The following is a 20040-nucleotide window of genomic DNA, read 5'->3' as shown; positions in this document are numbered from 1 at the left end:
TGGATGGCATGGATATTATAGGGTGATTGCACAGTTTGGAAAGCTACAATGCATATTAAGGTGGAATTTAAGGTATGTAAGTTAATGCCGTAACGAAGATTTTTGACTTGAATTTGTTAATACCCTCAGGCCTTCCTCTTTGATCGTTTTTCCAACCCTTATCAATGCGCTTAATCCCATTCCATTAATCTTTGAGAGCCATCTTACTTAGCTTTATTTCCGTTCCTACATAACAAGGCTGTCGCCTTCCCTTGACCCTGGCATCACAAATTTCTTTCAGCAGTTTTTTGGTTCCCCGATGGATGATTTGCCAAATGCTCCGCATAATATGGATACTGCTTGCAAAGGGGCGATTGAATGATAGTACTGGAGCATGTGAACAAGGTTTATGATAATGGCTTTCATGCATTGAAAGACATTAATCTCGAATTCAAAGAGGGGGAAATTACTGTCCTTATTGGGCCAAGCGGCTGCGGCAAATCGACAACGATGAAGCTGATTAACGCGCTCAATTCATCCTCATCAGGCAAAGTGCTGATCGATGGTAAGGATATCTCTGGATTGAATCCGGTTGAACTGCGGCGCAATATCGGCTATGTCATTCAAAGTGTCGGCTTGTTTCCGCATATGAATATCTCCAAAAACGTGGGCGTTGTTCCGCGTCTGAAAAAGTGGGATAAAGACAAAATCGATCAAAAAGTCAATGAATTGCTGGATATGGTTGGTCTGGATCATACCATATACAGCAACCGTTATCCATCGGAGCTTAGCGGTGGACAGCAGCAGCGTGTGGGCGTTGCACGCGCACTGGCGGCTGATCCTGACATCATACTGATGGACGAGCCGTTCTCCGCATTGGATCCCATCAGCCGCGAGCAGCTGCAGGATGAGCTGATCCGGCTTCAGCAGGACCTTCATAAAACAATTATCTTTGTTACGCATGATATGGATGAAGCCATCAAGATTGCGGATACTATCATTTTGATGAAAGATGGCGAAGTGGTACAAACCGGTAAACCGGACACCATTTTGCGTCATCCGGCCAATGATTTTGTCCGTAACTTTATCGGTTCCAAGCGTCTGGAGAACGAGAATGAAAGCATCTATGAAATCCCGCTTGTGGATGAAGTGATGATTACCAACCCGGTAACTGCTTTCCCGGGCAGGGGACTTGCGGAAGCCATCAAAATGATGGAGATGAAGCGGGTTGATTCACTGCTGATTGTGGACCGCAATAAACAGTTGCAGGGAGCGGTTTCTATCTATCGAGTACTTGACCAATACGGTGAGGAAGGCAAAACCGTGGCGGATGTTATGCATCCGGTTCGTTATTCCGTTGCTTCCGGAAGCACGCTTCCGCAGGCGATCGAAATTATGGATAGCCACCAGCTGAGTAATCTCCCTGTAATAGACAGTAATAACCGATTCCTCGGGTTAATTACAAGAGGCAGTGTAGTTAAACATTTGGCCGAAGTATATCCTACCATGGTCCCTCCGCTGCTGAACGGAGAGGATGAGTGATATGAATGCATTCTGGAGCTTTATCACGGAACGTTATCCGGATATTCTGAAGGCTCTGCAGGAACATCTCGTCTTGTCGTTCTCTGCAGTGATCCTGGGTACGATTATTGCCGTGCCGGTCGGTATTTTGCTGGTATACAGCCGGGTGGGCTGGATAAACAGTGTTGTATTTTTTATAGCCAATTTGTTTCAAACGATTCCAAGCCTGGCGCTTCTGGCCATTCTGATTCCGCTGCTCGGTATCGGCATGAAGCCTGCCATTTTGGCGCTGCTGCTATATTCCCTGATGCCAATCCTGCGGAACACCTATGATGGTTTTCATTCCGTCGATGAAGGTGTGCTGAATTCCGCCAGAGGCATGGGGTACAGTACGGCACAGACGATTTTACGAATTCAGCTTCCTTTATCGCTGCCCTACATTATGTCGGGAATCCGAATTACCACCGTTTATATCATCAGCTGGGCAACACTCGCCTCCCTGATTGGTGCTGGAGGTCTGGGCCAGCTCATCGTATCGGGGCTTGGTGTTAATAAGCCGGAGATGATATTTATCGGCGGCATTGGCGCCATCCTGCTTGCTCTCGTAGCTGACGGTTTGCTCGGACTCCTAGAGGGCTGGCTCAGCAGACGTTATCATCAGATACGGGATGCTGCCATATGAGTAGGATATTATGGAACCAGCGACCCAGACTGAACAAGGGAGGCGTGATGAAACTGAATAAGCTCAAATGGATACCGATGCTGGTCTGTGCAATCATTTTTACCGGTTTAACTTCCGCCTGTGGTATAAAAAGCGAAGTCACAATCGGTACACAAACCTATACCGAAACTAAGATTCTTGCCGAGATGTACAAGGCTCTTATCGAAGACCGTACCAATCTGAACGTGGACATCATTCCGGATCTGGCATCGAGCTCCCTGGTCATCAATGCGATGAAAAGAGACGATGTACAGATGGCGACTTTATATACAGGTGAAATTTTCAATAACCATTTTCCGATCAGCGGTACTAAAGACCGCAAAGAGGTTTTGAAGGAAGCCCAGGAGGGCTTTCAGAAGCATTATCAATTCACTTGGATGGAGCCTCTGGGATTTGAAAATACTTATGCATTCACAATAAGAAAAGAGCTTGCAGAATCCAAAGGCTATACCAAGATATCCGATGTCAAGAAAGATATGGCTAATATGAAGCTTGGTGTGGATACAACGTGGCTGGAAAGAAGTACGGATGGATATCCTGCATTTTCCAAGGCGTATGGAATCAAGTTTGGCCAGATATTCCCTATGGAAATCAGTCTGGTGTACAGCGCCGTTGCCAACAAGCAGGTCGACATTGTACTGGCCTATTCAACAGACTCACGTCTGAAAGCTTATAATTTGCAGACACTGCAGGATGACAAGCAATTCTTCCCTCCGTATGATGCCAGCCCGGTGCTGCGTTCGGATCTTCTGAAAAAGCATCCCGAAATTAAGGATGCCATAGCGCCTTTAATCGGCCATCTGAATGCGGATACAATGATATCTCTCAATTATCAGGTGGACATCGAGAAGAAAAGCGAGCGTGAGGTTGCCAATGCGTACTTGAAGCAAAAGGGCCTCTTGAAAGGCTAAAGGAGGGTAAGCAATGGAAAGTAAACATTTAACATTTTCAGACTTTTTGTCTTATGTTTCCCGTAACAGCGGCATGCTGTGGGAATATTTCATCCAGCATCTTACGATGGTGGTTATCGGGCTCGGCCTCGCGGTGATCGTTGGGGTGCCGCTGGGTATCCTTTGCTCCAAAAACAAATGGGCCGCCAAGGTCATTTTGTTCATTACGAACATTCTTCAGGTAGTACCGAGCCTGGCCATGCTGGTCGTGCTCATGCTGTGGATGGGGCTTGGAACGAAAACCGTCATGGTGGGACTTTTCCTGTATTCATTGAACCCCATTGCGCGAAACACTTACGTCGGTTTGAAGCAGGTTGACCCAAGCTATCTCGAATCCGGAAAAGGAATCGGTATGAGCGCCTTTCAGCTGCTCATCAAAGTTCGGTTTCCGTTGTCCTTGACGTATATCATGTCGGGATTGCGCATTGCGGCTGTCATCGCAATTGGGGTCGTAACGATCGCACCTCTTGTCGGCGGAGGCGGGCTTGGCCGGGAAATATACGCTGGATTGAACAGCAACAACTCACTTCGGATCTTCGCGGGTGCGATACCGGCAGCTTTGCTCGCTATCGTGGCGGATATCGTACTTGGGATATTGCAGCGTAAAATGGATTTGACGAAACGAAAGTCCGGCGCTGCTCCAGCTCCAACCAAAGTGCAAAAAATTCTTTAGAAATATTCGGTTCAAAGGCCCTCTTCATGATGATGGGGGCCTTTTTTTTGTCTATTTCCCCTTGCTGCTTATTCATGCGACAAGCTCAGGCTTGTTCTAAAACAGGGACATCCCCTCATAAAATAGATTAAAAACAAGCCTCGAAAGGGGATCACTCAATGGATACGAAATCCTCAATCAAACAGCGCAGGGAAGAGAGAATCAGGGATCTTTTGCTAAGTGAGGATCCAGTCGTCAAGCCGATGCCGCAGCCTATTTCGGACACGCCCCAACTCTGGAATAAAGGCAGATTGCCTGAATCACTGATGCCGGAGCCAGATCCGGAGAAAATGTGGAAAAAAGAAAATTCAAAAGGACACGGCCCCTTTCGTCATAAAACACGTTTCGTTTCAGGATTTATGTGGCGGTTATTTTTCAGCGCGATTATATTTGCTCTCATCTGGGGTCTGTTTAAATTTCCTCAGCCTTGGAGCATCAAGGCGCAGGATTATGTGATGCAGTCGCTGAACCGTGAAATGGATTTTCAGGCAGCTGAGGCATGGTACGAGTCCCATTTCGGCAAGGCCCCGGCATTCATACCGATTTTCAGGCAAAATCAGATATCTCCGCTTAAAGTAAATGCCTCCAAATCACTGTATCCACCGATCGAGGGCGAGATCGTCCAGGCTTTCGCAGTGGACTTGAAAGGTGTTGAAATTGCCCCGAGTAAGGTTTCAAATGTTCCGCTTGAGGTGAAGAGTGTAGAAACAGGACGTGTCATTGATGTTTCAGGCAATGCGGAGACGGGTATAACCGTTACCATTCAGCATACCGGAAAGCTTGTGGCCGCCTATGGTCATTTGGCAGACACCCGTCTGCAAAAAAATGACTGGGTTGAAGGCGGTGATGCGGTTGGTCAGCTGAAGGCCGCAGCGGAGGGAGAGACACCGACCTTATTTTTTTCCTTGAAAGAGGACGGTGATTACGTGGACCCGGCGGGCGTGATCCCTATTGATTAATATTCGGGGGATCAAGCTGTCACTGCATCCTTTTTTCGTTATCCTAATGCTGTTTTCCGTCATTACCGGTCATTTTTTAGAACTGATCGTTTTATTTTCTATTGTGTTTATCCATGAACTTGGGCATATGACAGCCGCTCTGCTTTTTGGCGTGCGTATCCGCTCAGTCCAGCTGCTTCCGTTTGGCGGTGTAGTGGAGATGGAGGATCACGGGCAGCTGACCGCGTGGAAAGAGATCGGCATCGCGCTCGCCGGCCCGTTTCAAAATGTTCTGATGATCGGTGCGGCGCTGCTTCTGCGTGAGATAATCCCGGGGGACGGAGCCTTTTTGAACTATGTAATTTATGGGAACGCCATGATCGCGTTATTCAATCTTCTTCCAGTTCTCCCTTTGGATGGGGGCAAGGTTGTGCATGCTGCCGCCAGTCTGCTTTTTCCCTATCACCCAACGCTGCTCTGGTCTTCAAGAATCAGCGTTGCATGCAGTATGGGCGTGGTTTTCTTCTCGGTTTTGCCGTTCCTTCAGGGAGAAGGGCGGATACAGCTGAACCTGCTGCTTATCGGTATTTTTCTACTGTACTCCAACTGGATAGATTATCGGCATGTACCCTACCGGTTTTCCAGATTTCTCATGAACAGGGAAAATAGATTTGGCAGTGAGGCCCGGGCAAGGGTGTTGGAACAGCCGATCATTGTGGATCAGGCGAAACATTTGGACAGTATTTTGCGTCTATTTAAAAGAGAGAATTATCATGTCATTTATGTGATTAACAAGCAGGGCAGCCTTATTGCTATGCTTCCGGAGCAGCGCCTGATTTCGGCTTATTTCGCCGGGCTCCACATATAAAATTAATAAATGAAATGAGATCAAAATTGAATTTAAGCTATAAGCTAAAAAAAGGGGATTTCATGGTAAAATGGAATGGAAATGTCTTCTAGCAGGGGTGGAGCCATGAAACAAATGATTGTTCATTGTGAATCGAAGCAGACGCAGATGGCCCTCGTGGAAGAAGGCAAACTGGTAGAGTTTGCGATTGAACGCAGCCATAATCACAGTCTGGTAGGGAGCTTTTATAAAGGACGTGTCGTCAATGTGCTTCCGGGCATGCAGGCGGCTTTTGTGGATATCGGTCATAAAAAGAATGCTTTTTTGTATGTGGACGATGTGCTGCATCCGCATCTGGATAAGCAGCCTAAAGAGAAACCGTCGATTGAGAATCTGCTCCGCGTCGGGCAGGAAGTGGTTGTACAGGTCATGAAGGAGCCGCTTGGTAGCAAGGGTCCGAGAGTGACCACACATTACTCACTCCCAGGAAGATGGGTTGTGTATATGCCGAATGCCGATTATGTTGCGGTTTCCAAAAAGGTCAGCAAAGAGCATGAACGCAGCCGCCTGAAAATGCTGGGGGAAGAAATCCGGCGTGAAGGGGAAGGCATCATCATGAGAACGGTCTCCGAAGAAGAGAATCCGTGCGCAATTGCAGGGGATCTTGATTTGCTTCGTGAGCAGTGGCGGATGATTCAAAAACGTGCAGACGCCAGCGTGGCTCCCTCACTTTTGCATCAGGATCTAAGTATTGTACAGCGGTTTATCCGGGATGTGTTTGACCCGCAGCAGGATGAATTGCAAATCGACAGCGCCAAAGGGGCCAGGGAAGCGGAAATGTTCCTGGAGGAAATTGCCCACGGCAGTCATTTACCTGTTAAAGTGTACCAAGGACAAGAGCATATTTTCAGAAGCTTTGGCATCCAGGAGCAGATGGAGCGGGATTTCTCGCGCAAGGTCATTCTGGAAAGCGGTGGCTCGATCGTTTGGGACCAAACGGAGGCTCTTACGGTCGTTGATGTGAATACAGGCAAGTATATTGGCGGGGACAGCCTTGAGGATACAGTAACGCGTACCAATTTACTAGCTGCGGAAGAGATCGCCAGGCTGATCAGACTCCGTGATGTAGGCGGCATTATTATTGTCGATTTTATTGATATGGAGCAGGACCAGCATCGTCAGGATGTGGTGGACAGGCTGGAGGCAGGTATGAGTAAAGATCGTACGAAAAGCCATGTCGTCGGGTGGACCAAGCTGGGTCTGTTGGAGTTGACACGCAAAAAGGTGCGTGATGATACAGCCATGCTGTTCACGAAGCCTTGTGATACATGTGAAGGTACGGGTAAAATAAACCTACTAGGCATCCATTGACTCGGATACCTGGGTTATGTTAATATCTATGAGTATGTGTCCGGTATTTATGCTTGTCACATGCTGTAACCGCTCCGGTCGGGTTGAAAAGTGCAGCTTTAGGGCAGCCACCTGGATCAGGCGAGTCTGAGACATGAGGAGGTGCAAGCAAATGTACGCAATTATCGAAACTGGCGGTAAACAATACAAAGTTCAAGAGGGCGACGTATTGTACATCGAAAAATTGAATGCGGGCGACGGCGAAAGCGTGACTTTCGATCGTGTATTGGCCGTATCTAATGACAACGGTTTGGTAGCAGGTACGCCACTGGTTTCCGGCGCAGCTGTAACCGCAAAAGTGGAGAGACATGGCAAAGGTGCAAAGGTTGTAGTATACAAATACAAACCTAAGAAAAACTACCACAAGAAACAAGGCCATCGTCAACCTTACACTAAAGTAACCATCGAAAAAATCCAGGCGTAAGAAGGTGCACTGATTTGATTAACGTGCGCATACTACGTCAAGAGGATGGCAGCATCCATGGCTTTGAGGTAAAGGGACATGCGAACTATGCGAAACATGGTGAAGATATTGTGTGCGCCGGCGTATCGACGGTCACGGTCGGAACTGTGAATTCTTTGGAAGCATTAACCGGAACCGTAATGGACAGCAGAATGAATGATGGTTTTTTAAGCGCCTATCTTCCCGTTGACGGGAATGGAAATGCTGAAAGCCAAGCACAGCTGCTGCTCGAGTCTATGGTAGTTATGCTGAATTCGATTACAGAATCATACGGGAAGTATATTCAAATAAAAGAAGTTATTACTCAAAGAAGGAGGTAGACAACATGTTAAAGTTGAATCTTCAATTGTTCGCATCGAAAAAGGGTGTTGGTTCCACAAAGAACGGACGCGACAGCCAAGCAAAACGCCTCGGCGTTAAGCGTGCTGACGGACAAACCGTTACTGGCGGAAGCATTTTGGTTCGTCAACGCGGAACTAAAATTCATCCTGGTACGAACGTGGGCATCGGCAAAGACGATACTTTGTTTGCAAAAGTGGACGGCGTTGTGAAATTCGAACGTTGGGGCCGCGATCGCAAAAAAGTGAGCGTCTACCCTGTTGATGTTGCTCCGGTAGCGGCAGCAGTGGAAGCGTAAGTTGTCTTCACAAAACGGGTTGGATTAACGAGAAGAGCCTTCGGCAGTGCTTGCCGAAGGCTTTTTTTAAATATATGAGGTCAATATAAGTGCTGTGGCAATATTGCAAATAGAACGCTTTTGAGCAGAATATGGCCTTTCTCCGGGCGATCAAGAGATATGTTTATGACTGCGGGACAAGCGGATAATGTTTTTTTCTTGCAGTTGATGGATGATCTATCAAGGATTGCTGTGTTATACTGGTAATTGATGTAAGAATGATCGGTGATAAGGAACGGGGAGAGGCTATTGAAATCCTGGAAGACTCTATTGGCTATATTCGCTATATCCTTAGCTATACCATTATATTTCGTTATACAGGACAAGTCTCTCATCTGGAGCATTGTGCTGGTGATATGGGTGGCGGCTGTACTTGCAGGAAGCTTCATGCTGATTATCCGCCGTCATGAGCAAGAACAGCAGGCATTGCTGCGAAGCTTTGAAGAGGCGGCTATACGGACGCTGAATCACCATCGGCATGACTGGATGAATGACCTGCAGATATTGTACGGTTACATTCAGCTTGGGAAAATTGATAAAGCCGTACATTGTGTGGAAAGAATAAAAGAGCGGATGAACCAAGAAAGCAAAATTTCAAAGCTTGGCATACCGTCACTTGTCTTTTATCTGCAATCGTTCCGGACTTCAAACAGTAATCTCGAGCTTGAGATTGCAGTGGATCACGATATGCAGCTGGATAAGTTGAGTCCGCAGGATGGTGTCGACTTAGCTGCTGTGATCATGCAGACGATTCGCGCTTATCAATATAGTGGAAGAGTATCTTGGGGGGATACCCGTAAACTGCTTTTGAGTTTGCGTCAGGAAGGTGCGGATATTATCGTAAGCTTTGAAGAAGACGGATCTATGGGAGATCCGGAAATGCTGAAGCAGCAAATTTATAATGTGGTACAAGGCAAAAAAATGAAAGCGGAGCAGCTTCATCCCTCCCAGGCTTCGTTTCAATTGCGTGTGCCGTGTGAGTCATGAGGAAGGTGAAGTCATGTTTGTAGATAAAGCGAAGATTTACGTTAAAGGCGGCGACGGCGGTGACGGGCTAGTGGCCTTTCGCCGGGAGAAATACGTCCCTGAAGGCGGACCTGCCGGCGGTGACGGTGGTAGAGGCGGAGATATCATATTCCGCGTTGATGAGGGTCTGCGTACGCTGATGGATTTCCGTTATCAGCGGCATTTTAAAGCCCAGCGCGGGGTCAAAGGCCGGAACAAGAGCCAGCATGGTGCGAATGCTGAAAATATGATTGTACGGATTCCGCCAGGGACCGTGCTGATTGATGATGATACAGGCGAGGTGCTCGCGGATATGGTTCGCCACGGCCAGCAGGTCGTTGTAGCACGCGGTGGACGCGGTGGACGCGGTAACACCCGCTTCGCTACACCGAACAACCCAGCTCCAGAGATTGCTGAAAATGGTGAAGAGGGCCAGGAGCGTTATCTGGTTATGGAACTGAAGGTCATGGCTGATGTGGGTCTCGTAGGCTTCCCGAGTGTCGGGAAATCTACCCTGCTGTCTGTGGTTTCTGCTGCAGAGCCCAAAATCGGCGCTTACCATTTCACAACGATCACTCCGAATCTTGGTATGGTCGAAGCAGGAGATGGCCGGAGCTTTGTCATGGCCGATTTGCCTGGACTCATTGAAGGTGCCCATGAAGGTGTAGGTCTGGGACATGAATTCCTGCGGCATGTAGAACGTACGCGAATCATTATCCATGTCGTTGATATGGCTGGATCCGAAGGCCGTGACCCATTCGAAGACTGGGTGAAAATCAATGATGAGCTTAAGCTGTACAATGCTGCTCTCGCAGAGCGTCCACAGATCGTGGCAGCGAATAAAATGGACATGCCTGAAGCTGAGGAAAACCTTGCAATGTTTCGTGAACAGGTTCAGAGTCTGCGACCTGACATCGAAATCATGCCGATTTCTTCTCTTACGCGTCAAGGTGTTCAGGAGCTGCTTTACCGTACGGCAGATATTCTTGATGCTATTCCGGAAGAGGTTCACATCGAAGAGGTGGCCGAGACTACGGAAAGAAAAGTATACAAGCTGGATAAGAAAGACGATAACAATGCATTTACCATCACAAGGGATAATGAGGCATATGTCGTACACAGCGTGAAGATTGAAGGGATGCTGAAGAGAATTCAGATGAATTCGCATGAAGCTATTCAAAAGCTTGCGCGTACGATGCGTCATATGGGCATTGATGATGAGCTGCGTAAACGCGGCGCGGTTGAAGGAACGATCGTCCGTATCGCCGACTTCGAATTTGAGTTCGTGGAAGGCAGCAGTTACTACTAAAATGAGAAGCCGTTTAAGGTGCGATAAGCATCCTGGACGGCTTTTTTTCTTGACGGATTGTCAAGCTAAGTGCGACACCTCGTCCATGAAGGCTTCGTGAGCCGACTTCCAATCTAGGCATTTTCGGGGGCGGTTGTTAATCAGCCGGAGCGCATCAGCAAGTTGTTCATCCGTAATGGCAGCGAAGTCATGCCCTTTGGGGAAGAACTCTCGGAGTAGGCCGTTTCCATTCTCGTTGGAGCCCCGCTGCCAAGAGGAATATGGATCTGCAAAATAGACCTGGATATCGTGAAAGGCTTCCAGATTCGCGTAGCAAGCGAACTCTTTCCCTCGATCGGTTGTCGCCGTTTGGAAGGCACCTTGTGGGTATTGGCTGGCCACGACACCGAAGGCGATTTCCATGGAGTTAGCCGTCCTATCTGGCATTTTCACAGCCACGTAAAGACGCGTCTTCCGTTCAATGAAGGTAGCCGCACAGGCTTTACTATTCCCTCGGCTGGAGACGACAGTATCGAGCTCCCAATGGCCAAATGACGTGCGTTTGCGAACCTCTTTTGGTCTCTTGCTAATTGGGGTGCCAACGAGGAAGCGACCGCGCGTTTCCACCGGTTTCTGACGCTTGCCTTTATGCCGTAGAACCTTGACGTCTCCAGCTGCAAGGCATCCTTTGTAGAGCCATCTGTAGATGGTCTTGAAGCAAACGAAAGGCTTCCCTTCCGCCCGTCGCTTCTCCGCGATCTGCTCAGGAGACCACGTCTCCAGCAGCTTCTGGTTGATCTGCTCAGCAAGATCTGTGTTGTACTTCCCGTTAGGCACACATGAAGCTCTTCGCTCGTGGTAGGCCTGTTGGGCGGGTAGAGCCGCATACTCTTCTTTCTGGCTGCCTCGTACAACTTCACGTGCGATTGTAGAGGGATGACGGCCCAGTTCACGCCCTATTTCCCGGCAGGACCAGCCCAGTCGATGTAACGTTTCTAGTTGTCCGCGCTCAATTATGCTAAGATGGGAGTAGCTCATGTTGGGTTCTCCTGTGATAAATGGTTTAGTTGTGGTGACTTCCATTTTACACGAAACCAGCATGGGCCATTTTTGTTTTTCCTAGCTTGAGGTGTCGCACTTCATATTACAATCCGTCTCTTAAAAATAAAACGTAAGCGCTTCCTTGACACTCTTCAACACAAAAAGGCTTAAATCTATTGACCCGTCCGAAACAATTCTTTATAATGTCCACTATATAAAAACATCAGTCTTTGAGGAGAGGACGTTCGTGAAAGAACGCTATTATTTGGTCCGTGAAGATATTTTACCTGAAGCCGTGGTTAAAACCATGCAGGTAAAGCAGCTGCTTGCGGCCGGTGACGCGAAGACGGTGCATGAAGCTGTGGAACAGGTTGGAATGAGCCGCAGTGCATTTTACAAGTATAAAGACGGTATCCATCTGATTAACCAGCTGGAAAGAGAGCGTATTGTTACAATCTCCATAGACATGGAACACCGCTCTGGAATGCTGTCCAAAGTATTAAGTCTCGTTGCTGGCTTTGGCGGGAACGTACTGACAATTCACCAAAGTATCCCGCTCCAGGGAATTGCGAATGTTGTGATATCCGTTGAGGTCTCCAGAATGAGCGATGAGCTCGGAGATATGCTGGAAAACCTGCGGGATTGCGCTGGTGTCAAACGTGCAAATCTCATCGGTCAAGGCTAGAATGAAATGAATATAGAATGACAACGTATGAAACAGGAGGTAAAGGAATGAAGCCGGTAAAAGTGGGTTTATTGGGACTTGGCACCGTAGGTACGGGAGTCGTAAGGATTGTGGAAGGACATCAGGAAGATTTGAGCAGCCAGGTCGGTTCTCCAATTATCATTGAAAAAATCGCTGTGAAGAACAGTGACAAAATCCGCAGCATCAACGTGGACAAGAGCAAGCTGACAGAAGATCCATGGGAAGTCATCCGTGATCCGGAAATTGATGTGGTCGTTGAGGTCATGGGCGGCGTTGAAGATACCAAGGCATATATTCTGGAAGCTTTGGAACGCGGCAAGCATATCGTGACCGCGAACAAGGATCTGATGGCTCTACATGGATCGGAAATTTTGGCCAAGGCACAAGAAAGGCAATGTGATGTTTTCTATGAGGCCAGCGTTGCCGGCGGCATTCCAATTATACGGACTTTAATTGAGGGCTTCTCGTCCGACCGCATATTGAAAATCATGGGGATCGTGAATGGGACGACGAACTTTATTTTAACAAAAATGAGTCAGGAAGGCGCTTCGTACGAGGATGTGCTCGAAGAGGCGCAGAAGCTTGGTTATGCGGAAGCAGACCCGACCTCGGATGTGGAAGGATTGGATGCAGCCCGTAAAATGGCTATTCTCGGTACGCTGGGCTTCCGCACCAATGTGGAGCTGAAGGATGTCAGTGTACGCGGTATCTCTCAAGTATCAAAAGAGGATATCACATATGCAAAGCGTTTAGGATATGAGATGAAGCTGCTGGGCATTGCCGACCGGGAAGATGATCATGTGAGTATCAGCGTTCAGCCGACCATGGTACGTAAAGGACATCCAATTGCTTCGGTAAACGGAGTATTTAACGCGGTTTATGTGTATGGTGAAGCCGTAGGCGAGACGATGTTCTATGGTGCTGGTGCGGGCGAAATGCCAACGGCCACCTCGGTTGTGGCGGATCTGGTCGCGGTGATCAAGAATCTGAAGCTCGGTGTGAACGGTCTGAAGGCTATCGTCCCTTACAAGCCGAAGAAGCTGAAGAACGATGAGCAAATCTCGTTTAAAAATTTCATTTTGCTTCATGTGGATGATAAGGCAGGTGTCCTGGCAAGAATCACCCAGGTGTTCGCTGAATTTGGAGTCAGCCTGGAATCGGTGGTCCAGCAGCCCAATGAATTGAATCCGGAAGCAGAAATCATCATCGTCACCCATAATGCCACCAAATCGAGCATGGACAAAGTGCTGCAGCATTTCGAAGGACTTCAAGTCATCCGTAAAATCAAGAGTGTATACCGCGTGGAGGGATAATTCCCTCTGCCTTATCTATAAAGAGAAAAGGAGCCATACCCATGTCATACCAAGGACTACTTCAAAATTACAAATCGTACCTGCCAGTGAATGAAAACACGCCTTTGCTTACATTAAAGGAAGGCAACACACCGCTCATCCGTGCGGAGAATCTTTCGGAGGAATTGGGACTTGATCTGTATTTCAAATATGAAGGACTGAATCCAACGGGATCTTTTAAGGACCGTGGCATGGTCATGGCCGTTGCCAAAGCAATCGAAGAAGGCAGCCGTACCATTATGTGTGCCTCTACCGGTAACACTTCTGCAGCAGCAGCAGCATATGCCGCCAGAGCAGGGTTGAATTGCATCGTACTTATCCCGAACAACAATATCGCGCTCGGCAAGCTGGCTCAAGCTATGATCTACGGAGCGAAAGTAATTGCCATCGAGGGGAATTTTGACCGGGCTTTGGAGATTGTTCGCGAAATTACGGCGAAGCATCCGATCACACTTGTGAACTCGGTTAATCCGTATCGCATTGAAGGTCAAAAGACGGCGGCATTTGAAGTTGTCGATCAGTTGGGCAAAGCACCAGACGTGCTGGCTATTCCTGTCGGTAATGCCGGCAACATCTCGGCTTACTGGAAGGGCTTCAAGGAGTACCATGAAGCAGGTAAAGCAACCTCGCTGCCGAAAATGGTAGGTTTTGAGGCTGAAGGCGCTATGGCCATTGTGAAAGGCGAGCCGATTCTTGAGCCTGAAACGATCGCTACAGCAATCCGGATCGGTAATCCCGCAAGCTGGAAAACAGCGGTTGCTGCAGCTGAGGAGTCAAACGGACTCATCAATTATGTAACGGATGATGAAATTCTGACTGCTTACCGGATGATCGCATCCCGAGAAGGCATTTTTGCTGAGCCGGCTTCTGCGGCTTCCGTTGCAGGTGTGCTTAAGCTCAAGCGAGAGGGTTATTTCCAAGGCGGGGAAACAGTCGTATGCGTTTTGACAGGGAATGGACTTAAAGATCCAAACGTCGCGCTGAAAACGGTCAATGCTGATCCTCTTGTAGTGCCAGACACCGAAGCAGCCGTTATGGAGGCCATCGCTAAACTGGAAGAGGCCGGAGCATGATAAAACCAGAAGGCGTATGTGTGAGAATTCCTGCAAGCACCGCGAATCTGGGTCCGGGGTTTGATACGCTTGGTATGGCACTTTCAATATACTCATGGATTGGAATGAAAGGGTCTAAGGAAACGGTCATTCATTTATATGGAGACGAAATGGATGGGATCCCGACAGATAAAAGCAATCTGGTGTACAAGGTTGCCCAGATGGTATTTCGCGAAGCGGGAGTTCAGGTACCTGAGCTTGAGATATCCATGTACTCCGATATTCCCCTGACACGGGGCCTGGGCAGCAGCGCATCCGCAATTGTCGGTGCGTTGTTCGCTGCGAATGAATTAATCGGGTCGCCGCTTTCGGAAACGAAGCTCTTTGATATGGCAACAGCCATCGAGGACCATCCTGACAATGTCGGAGCCTCGTTGTTCGGCGGGCTCATTACAGCCATATGGGACGGCCTGCATGCGGACTACATACGCATGGAACCGCATGAGGAGTTGGAGGTGCTTGTCGTCATTCCGGATTTCCAGCTCTCAACCTCTGAGGCGAGAAAAGCACTTCCTGAACAGATCAGCCGGAAGGACGCGGTATACAATATCAGCAGATCTTCGTTGCTGGTGGCCGCCTTGGCCCAAGGCAGATTGGATTTAATCAGCCGTGCGATGTCTGACCGTCTGCATCAGCCTTACCGTGCAGAGCTCGTCCCTGGTATGGCGGAGATCCTGAAAAATGCTGTTGACCATGGAGCGCTGGGCATTGCACTTAGCGGTGCGGGTCCAACATTGCTGGCTTTGGTGGAACGACAATCACAGCGCAAAAAGGAACTGGAGACTTATCTGCTGAATACGATGAAGGCTGAGGGCATTCGTGCTTCTGCAAGCTGGCTGAGCCCTTCGCGTGAAGGAGCAATGCTGATCGGCAGTATGCCGTCTGGCTCATTTTTGGAAATGATAAAAGGGGAAGTAAAAGCATGAAGCGTATAGCATTATTGCCTGAAGGGTCGGTGTCACACGAAGCTGTTGTACTCTTGTTCGGGGATGAACCAGTAGAACTGGTGTACCATAAGCTGATCTCCGACGTGTTTTTATCAACGGTGCATGGGAAAACAGATTACAGCGTCATTCCTATTGAAAATACCATTGAAGGCTCCGTGAGTCTTCATATGGATTGGCTCGTCAATGAAGTGGATATTCCGATGCAGATTGAATGGGTTTATCCGTCGATCCAGAATTTGATCGGTGACCGTGAAGAGTTTATTGCGGAGTCCGGTGGGGTGGATTACACCCGGATTCAGAAAATATTATCTCATCCTGTAGCCATGGCGCAGTGCCAGCAGTTCATCCGCAAGCATGCTCCCCAAGCGGAGCTTGTGAATGCAGGCAGCACCACGGAAGCTGTCGGAATTGTAAAGGATAATCCAGGTATTGGAATGGCAGCCATTGGAACGACGCTCGGCGCTGCCACGCACCAGTTGGATATTTTGGCTGAACGTGTGACTGACCATGATAACAATTACACCCGGTTTATATTGATTGGCAAGGAGGAACTGACTCAGGTTCCGCAGCCGGTTAAGCAAATGAAAACAAGCGTCCTGGTTACGCTTCCTGAGGATTTTGCCGGAGCGCTGCATCAGGTTCTAGCTACCTTTGCGTGGAGACGTTTGAACTTATCCCGTATTGAATCGCGCCCTACGAAGAAAAAGCTGGGCAGCTATTATTTTTATATCGATGTCTTGGAATCGGTGGATTCCGTACTACTGACCGCAGCGATTGAAGAAATCGAGGCACTTGGCTGTCAGGTTCGTGTCCTTGGATCCTATCCAAGCTATACTTATCAGGAATTAATTTCGGAGGTGCTGTAGTTAATGTCAGAGCAGTGGATCTATTTGGATGGCGAATTTGTAACCAAGGAGAACGCAAAAGTATCCGTTTTTGACCATGGATTTTTATATGGTGATGGAATTTTCGAGGGAATCCGCATTTATGAAGGTAATATTTTTAAATGCGATGAACATCTGGAGCGTCTCTATGATTCTGCAAAATCCATTGATCTTGTCATTCCATTGTCATTCGAGGCAATGCGCGAAGCCATGGCGGAAACGATTCGCCGTAACGATATGAGAAACGGTTATATCCGTCTGGTTGTGTCTCGTGGAGTAGGCAACTTGGGTCTTGATCCAAGACGTTGCCCGAATCCGACGGTGCTCATTATCGTTGAACAGCTTGCCATTTACTCGGACGAAGCTTATTTGAAAGGATTGCGAGCCGTTTCGGTATCCCAGCGCCGCAATCTCCCGGATGCTTTGAATCCGAAGATTAAATCCCTGAACTATTTGAACAATATCCTGGTGAAAATTCAGTCGAATCTGGCTGAAGCGGATGAGGCGATTATGCTAAATGCCCAGGGATATGTGACTGAAGGATCCGGTGATAATATTTTCTTAGTGAAAAAAGGTGTTGTGTACACGCCTCCATGCTATCTGGGTGCTCTTGAAGGTATTACACGTTTGGCTATTATTGAGTTGTGCGAGAAGCTTGGTTACAAGCTGAAGGAAGAGCCGTTCACAATGCATGATGTGTATATAGCAGACGAGGTATTCTTCACAGGTACGGCCGCAGAGGTTATCGCAGCCCGCGAAATTGACGGACGGGTGATTGGTGAAGGCCATGCAGGTCCAATAACGCTGAAATTGCTCGAAGAATTCCGTAAAGCGGTAACCCAGGACGGCTATAAAGTCTGGGAAGCTTAAAAATTTAGCCCGGTTCACGCGTGCATGTTCTCCAAAATCCTTTCATGACAAGCTCATGAAAGGATTTTTTTGTCATAAGGGATGTCATCCGCCTATCCTGTGCATAAGATGTAGTAACGAAGGCGGACGATTTATGCGCCTATAAGAGTTTAGGAGGTATTTGCCGCGTGAAGATACACATTGTAAAAAATGGCGACACTTTATATGAGCTTTCCAAAAAGTATGATATTCCTTTGCAAAAAATCATCGACGCTAATCCCCAAATTTCTGATCCCAATCAGCTGCAAATCGGACAAAAGGTGAAAATTCCTGCAGTTCCGGTGCAGGTGCCCAGCAATGATCAAATTATCCATAAGCATGTCGTCAAACAGGGGGATAGTCTCTGGAAGCTGTCGAAAGCATGGGGTGTTTCACTAAAGGAAATGATCGATGCCAATCCCCAACTCAAAAATCCGAATGCTTTGCTGGTGGGAGAGGTTGTGAACATTCCTAAAACGAGTGGGAATTCAAATGCAACCACAAACTCAAACACAAACGCGAATGCGAATGAAAATCACGACAAAATACTTCCTGGTGGCAAAGCTTATACGGGCCCTAAAGAAGAAACAGCACCGAAGGCCGAGGTTACCGCTCCAAGCAACGTGCAGCCTCAGCAGCTTGAAATACCTAACCTTCCACTTCCTAATCTTATGCCCGAAATGACCCTTCCGAATGTGCCCAATATCATGCCGAACATACCTAACGTTATGCCTGAAATGACGGTGCCGAATGTGATGCCAAACATTATGCCCGAAATGGTAAAACCGAATGTGACACCGAATATTATGCCTGAGATGACAATGCCAAATGTCATGCCGAATGTCATGCCTAATATGACGCCAAACGTTATGCCTGAAATGACAGTCCCTAATGTCATGCCTAATATAATGCCTCTTGCAGAAAATAAGCCGATGGCTGTTAAGCCTGCTCATGAGGAGCCTTGCGGATGCGAGGATAATTATTGGGGAGCACAGCATCCCTTTATGCAGTTCCCAGTGCCTGCCCAGGAAGTAGGATCGTTCTACAATATGCCATGTGATGAAGGTGTTCTTGGAGAACATAACTACAACAACATGCCTTATCCAGGAAAGACATCGAATTATCCAGGCATTGTGGAGAGTGCTCAAGATGACGATTGCATGCCGAATCCATCTTGGGTAAGTCCGTATTCTCATATGCCTGTTGGAGGACAATGGGGAGAGAATCATTGGGAAAATCACCAATCACCTATAGCTTATGAACCCAATATGCAGTCACCAGTAAGCAATCAGCCTAATCATGCTTATCATCATAATCATGTATCTCCGATATCCTACGAACCCAATATGCAATCACCGGTAAGCAATCAGCCCAACCAGCCTTACCATCATCACGACGTGTCCCCTATGTTCTATGAACCGAATATGCAGTCACCGGTAAGCAATCAACCCAACCAGCCTTACCATCATAACGACGTGTCCCCTATGTATTATGAACCTGCTCCTTATAATCCTTGTGGTTGTTCAGATGTATCACCAGCTTATCATGGACCTAATCCGAGTTATGTGGATCCAATGTTTAATTACCCAGGAGGATGCCCGCAGTTTGCCTATCCAGCATGGTGCTATCCGTATCCTGCTCCAATGATGGGCAATTATGGAGCGATGCCGAATGCTCAGTTAGGTGCTTATGGCCATGATCCGGATATGCAATTCCATGATCCGAATATGCAATTTCCAGGTTGGGGAGGGATGGGCCACCCAGAATGGGACCGTGCCCAGTCATATGGGTATCCAGCGCAAATGACTCAGCCTGAACCAGTTTCAACAGCAAGTGTAAATTCGGCACAAGCTTCAAGTACATCATTTGAAGCTGCGGAGTCAAATGAAGAGGCTAAAGTAGAATCCACCAAAAAGGTAAAAACGCTTAGCAACACCAAGAACAGCGCCAAAGCTTCTCGTGAAAAAGATGTATCCCAGAAATCCAAAAGACAAGGTTCTTCTTCAAAACGGAAGAATCCTTGGATTAGAGATTGAGCCAAAAGTATAGGGTGGAGACAAAAACAGACATACATTGTATGTCTGTTTTTCGTGTATGTAATGATTAAATGGATTCTTCATTTATTAATTTAAAAATAAGCTTGCTAATTAACTGAATCATATGTTATATTATTAATCCGGCCAAGAAATCTACTAAATGCCGAACGGTTCTGAGAGATGAAAAAAGTTCGAAAAAAGCTTGCAATTCTCGAAAAACCATGATATATTATAAAAGTTGCCGCTGAGATGCGGTGATGAACGAAAGAAAGAATTTGATCTTTGAAAACTGAACAACGAGTGAGATACAGGCTTTGCTTGCAAAGCCGAAACGCGAAATTATTGGGTTCAAGACTTCTTGTCTGAATCGATGATTGAGCACAAATGAGATTAACATTAATGAATATTTTGATTAGCATTGCTTAATTCAAAATTTCATTATATCTCGTCAGTTTCAAAATGAGCTATCAACTTTCTTGGAGAGTTTGATCCTGGCTCAGGACGAACGCTGGCGGCGTGCCTAATACATGCAAGTCGAGCGGACTCTTACACTTCCTTCGGGAA

Annotated in this window: 20 protein-coding genes, 1 rRNA gene and 1 other annotated feature; of the genes, 20 read left to right on the top strand and 1 reads right to left on the bottom strand. The window is 47.5% G+C overall.

The window, feature by feature from the left end:
• Positions 1 to 357: 357 nt before the first annotated feature.
• From E6W40_RS24520 to obgE, 12 genes are all read left to right on the top strand, one after another.
• Complete coding sequence (locus E6W40_RS24520) at positions 358 to 1521, top strand: ABC transporter ATP-binding protein (protein WP_136608261.1); 1164 nt, start codon at positions 358 to 360, stop codon at positions 1519 to 1521.
• Position 1522: 1 nt separating this feature from the next.
• Positions 1523 to 2182: an ABC transporter permease gene (locus E6W40_RS24515; RefSeq protein WP_136608260.1), complete on the top strand. Its 660-nt coding sequence runs from the start codon at positions 1523 to 1525 to the stop codon at positions 2180 to 2182.
• A gap of 47 nt (positions 2183 to 2229) precedes the next feature.
• Entirely contained in the window at positions 2230 to 3132 is a 903-nt protein-coding gene (locus tag E6W40_RS24510) for an osmoprotectant ABC transporter substrate-binding protein (protein ID WP_136608884.1), read from the top strand.
• Positions 3133 to 3145: 13 nt separating this feature from the next.
• A complete protein-coding gene (locus tag E6W40_RS24505; RefSeq protein ID WP_136608259.1) occupies positions 3146 to 3844 on the top strand; it encodes an ABC transporter permease in 699 nt (232 codons plus the stop codon).
• Between the two features lie 158 nt (positions 3845 to 4002).
• The gene (locus tag E6W40_RS24500) at positions 4003 to 4842 is read left to right on the top strand and encodes a M23 family metallopeptidase (RefSeq protein WP_136608258.1); all 840 of its coding nucleotides are present in this window, start codon (positions 4003 to 4005) and stop codon (positions 4840 to 4842) included.
• Positions 4835 to 5689 carry a M50 family metallopeptidase gene (locus E6W40_RS24495; RefSeq protein ID WP_136608257.1) on the top strand — a complete coding sequence of 285 codons (855 nt, stop codon included), beginning with the start codon at positions 4835 to 4837 and terminating at the stop codon, positions 5687 to 5689. The genes E6W40_RS24500 and E6W40_RS24495 overlap by 8 nt, the downstream gene beginning before the upstream one ends.
• A gap of 105 nt (positions 5690 to 5794) precedes the next feature.
• Positions 5795 to 7039, top strand: a complete 1245-nt coding sequence (locus E6W40_RS24490) for an Rne/Rng family ribonuclease (protein ID WP_136608256.1) — start codon at positions 5795 to 5797, stop codon at positions 7037 to 7039.
• Positions 7040 to 7096: 57 nt separating this feature from the next.
• Positions 7097 to 7177, top strand: a sequence feature (ribosomal protein L21 leader region).
• Between the two features lie 13 nt (positions 7178 to 7190).
• Positions 7191 to 7502, top strand: coding sequence for a 50S ribosomal protein L21 (gene rplU / locus E6W40_RS24485; RefSeq protein WP_136608255.1), 312 nt, complete (start codon positions 7191 to 7193; stop codon positions 7500 to 7502).
• Positions 7503 to 7516: 14 nt separating this feature from the next.
• A complete protein-coding gene (locus E6W40_RS24480) occupies positions 7517 to 7861 on the top strand; it encodes a ribosomal-processing cysteine protease Prp (RefSeq protein WP_136608254.1) in 345 nt (114 codons plus the stop codon).
• Positions 7862 to 7866: 5 nt separating this feature from the next.
• Positions 7867 to 8178: a 50S ribosomal protein L27 gene (gene rpmA, locus E6W40_RS24475; RefSeq protein ID WP_076174421.1), complete on the top strand. Its 312-nt coding sequence runs from the start codon at positions 7867 to 7869 to the stop codon at positions 8176 to 8178.
• 288 nt (positions 8179 to 8466) lie between these two features.
• Entirely contained in the window at positions 8467 to 9204 is a 738-nt protein-coding gene (locus tag E6W40_RS24470; RefSeq protein WP_246073176.1) for a Spo0B domain-containing protein, read from the top strand.
• A gap of 13 nt (positions 9205 to 9217) precedes the next feature.
• Positions 9218 to 10531: a GTPase ObgE gene (gene obgE, locus E6W40_RS24465; protein WP_136608252.1), complete on the top strand. Its 1314-nt coding sequence runs from the start codon at positions 9218 to 9220 to the stop codon at positions 10529 to 10531.
• Positions 10532 to 10591: 60 nt separating this feature from the next.
• On the opposite strand, the gene E6W40_RS24460 is transcribed toward obgE, so the two are convergent.
• On the bottom strand, positions 10592 to 11548 hold the full coding sequence (locus E6W40_RS24460) for an IS30 family transposase (RefSeq protein ID WP_136608251.1): 957 nt from the start codon (positions 11546 to 11548) through the stop codon (positions 10592 to 10594).
• A 250-nt stretch (positions 11549 to 11798) separates the two neighbouring features.
• On the opposite strand from E6W40_RS24460, the gene E6W40_RS24455 reads away from it, so the two are divergent.
• From E6W40_RS24455 to E6W40_RS24420, 8 genes are all read left to right on the top strand, one after another.
• Positions 11799 to 12236 carry an ACT domain-containing protein gene (locus E6W40_RS24455; RefSeq protein ID WP_136608250.1) on the top strand — a complete coding sequence of 146 codons (438 nt, stop codon included), beginning with the start codon at positions 11799 to 11801 and terminating at the stop codon, positions 12234 to 12236.
• 47 nt (positions 12237 to 12283) lie between these two features.
• On the top strand, positions 12284 to 13570 hold the full coding sequence (locus tag E6W40_RS24450; protein WP_136608249.1) for a homoserine dehydrogenase: 1287 nt from the start codon (positions 12284 to 12286) through the stop codon (positions 13568 to 13570).
• A 41-nt stretch (positions 13571 to 13611) separates the two neighbouring features.
• The gene (gene thrC / locus E6W40_RS24445) at positions 13612 to 14682 is read left to right on the top strand and encodes a threonine synthase (RefSeq protein ID WP_136608248.1); all 1071 of its coding nucleotides are present in this window, start codon (positions 13612 to 13614) and stop codon (positions 14680 to 14682) included.
• Complete coding sequence (gene thrB, locus E6W40_RS24440) at positions 14679 to 15647, top strand: homoserine kinase (protein WP_136608247.1); 969 nt, start codon at positions 14679 to 14681, stop codon at positions 15645 to 15647. Before thrC ends, thrB begins: the two co-directional genes overlap by 4 nt.
• A complete protein-coding gene (gene pheA, locus E6W40_RS24435) occupies positions 15644 to 16534 on the top strand; it encodes a prephenate dehydratase (protein ID WP_136608246.1) in 891 nt (296 codons plus the stop codon). Before thrB ends, pheA begins: the two co-directional genes overlap by 4 nt.
• Positions 16535 to 16537: 3 nt before the next feature.
• The gene (ilvE, locus tag E6W40_RS24430) at positions 16538 to 17422 is read left to right on the top strand and encodes a branched-chain-amino-acid transaminase (RefSeq protein ID WP_136608245.1); all 885 of its coding nucleotides are present in this window, start codon (positions 16538 to 16540) and stop codon (positions 17420 to 17422) included.
• A gap of 167 nt (positions 17423 to 17589) precedes the next feature.
• The gene (locus E6W40_RS24425) at positions 17590 to 19476 is read left to right on the top strand and encodes a LysM peptidoglycan-binding domain-containing protein (RefSeq protein WP_136608244.1); all 1887 of its coding nucleotides are present in this window, start codon (positions 17590 to 17592) and stop codon (positions 19474 to 19476) included.
• 473 nt (positions 19477 to 19949) lie between these two features.
• Positions 19950 to 20040, top strand: a 16S ribosomal RNA gene (locus tag E6W40_RS24420); the annotation flags it as partial.

The organism is Paenibacillus dokdonensis (genome assembly GCF_004916975.1).
Lineage (GTDB): Bacteria > Bacillota > Bacilli > Paenibacillales > Paenibacillaceae > Paenibacillus_AQ > Paenibacillus_AQ dokdonensis.
Note: the sequence above shows the minus strand (reverse complement) of the source record. Positions and strands in the feature narration are given on the sequence as shown.

Coding starts and splice junctions, on each gene's coding strand:
- E6W40_RS24520 (WP_136608261.1), top strand. CDS start 358: ATGATAGTACTGGAGCATGTGAACAAGGTTTATGATAATGGCTTTCAT.
- E6W40_RS24505 (WP_136608259.1), top strand. CDS start 3,146: ATGGAAAGTAAACATTTAACATTTTCAGACTTTTTGTCTTATGTTTCC.
- ilvE (WP_136608245.1), top strand. CDS start 16,538: ATGTCAGAGCAGTGGATCTATTTGGATGGCGAATTTGTAACCAAGGAG.
- E6W40_RS24460 (WP_136608251.1), bottom strand. CDS start 11,548: ATGAGCTACTCCCATCTTAGCATAATTGAGCGCGGACAACTAGAAACG.
- rplU (WP_136608255.1), top strand. CDS start 7,191: ATGTACGCAATTATCGAAACTGGCGGTAAACAATACAAAGTTCAAGAG.
- rpmA (WP_076174421.1), top strand. CDS start 7,867: ATGTTAAAGTTGAATCTTCAATTGTTCGCATCGAAAAAGGGTGTTGGT.
- thrB (WP_136608247.1), top strand. CDS start 14,679: ATGATAAAACCAGAAGGCGTATGTGTGAGAATTCCTGCAAGCACCGCG.
- pheA (WP_136608246.1), top strand. CDS start 15,644: ATGAAGCGTATAGCATTATTGCCTGAAGGGTCGGTGTCACACGAAGCT.
- E6W40_RS24450 (WP_136608249.1), top strand. CDS start 12,284: ATGAAGCCGGTAAAAGTGGGTTTATTGGGACTTGGCACCGTAGGTACG.
- E6W40_RS24500 (WP_136608258.1), top strand. CDS start 4,003: ATGGATACGAAATCCTCAATCAAACAGCGCAGGGAAGAGAGAATCAGG.
- E6W40_RS24515 (WP_136608260.1), top strand. CDS start 1,523: ATGAATGCATTCTGGAGCTTTATCACGGAACGTTATCCGGATATTCTG.
- thrC (WP_136608248.1), top strand. CDS start 13,612: ATGTCATACCAAGGACTACTTCAAAATTACAAATCGTACCTGCCAGTG.
- E6W40_RS24510 (WP_136608884.1), top strand. CDS start 2,230: ATGAAACTGAATAAGCTCAAATGGATACCGATGCTGGTCTGTGCAATC.
- E6W40_RS24490 (WP_136608256.1), top strand. CDS start 5,795: ATGAAACAAATGATTGTTCATTGTGAATCGAAGCAGACGCAGATGGCC.
- obgE (WP_136608252.1), top strand. CDS start 9,218: ATGTTTGTAGATAAAGCGAAGATTTACGTTAAAGGCGGCGACGGCGGT.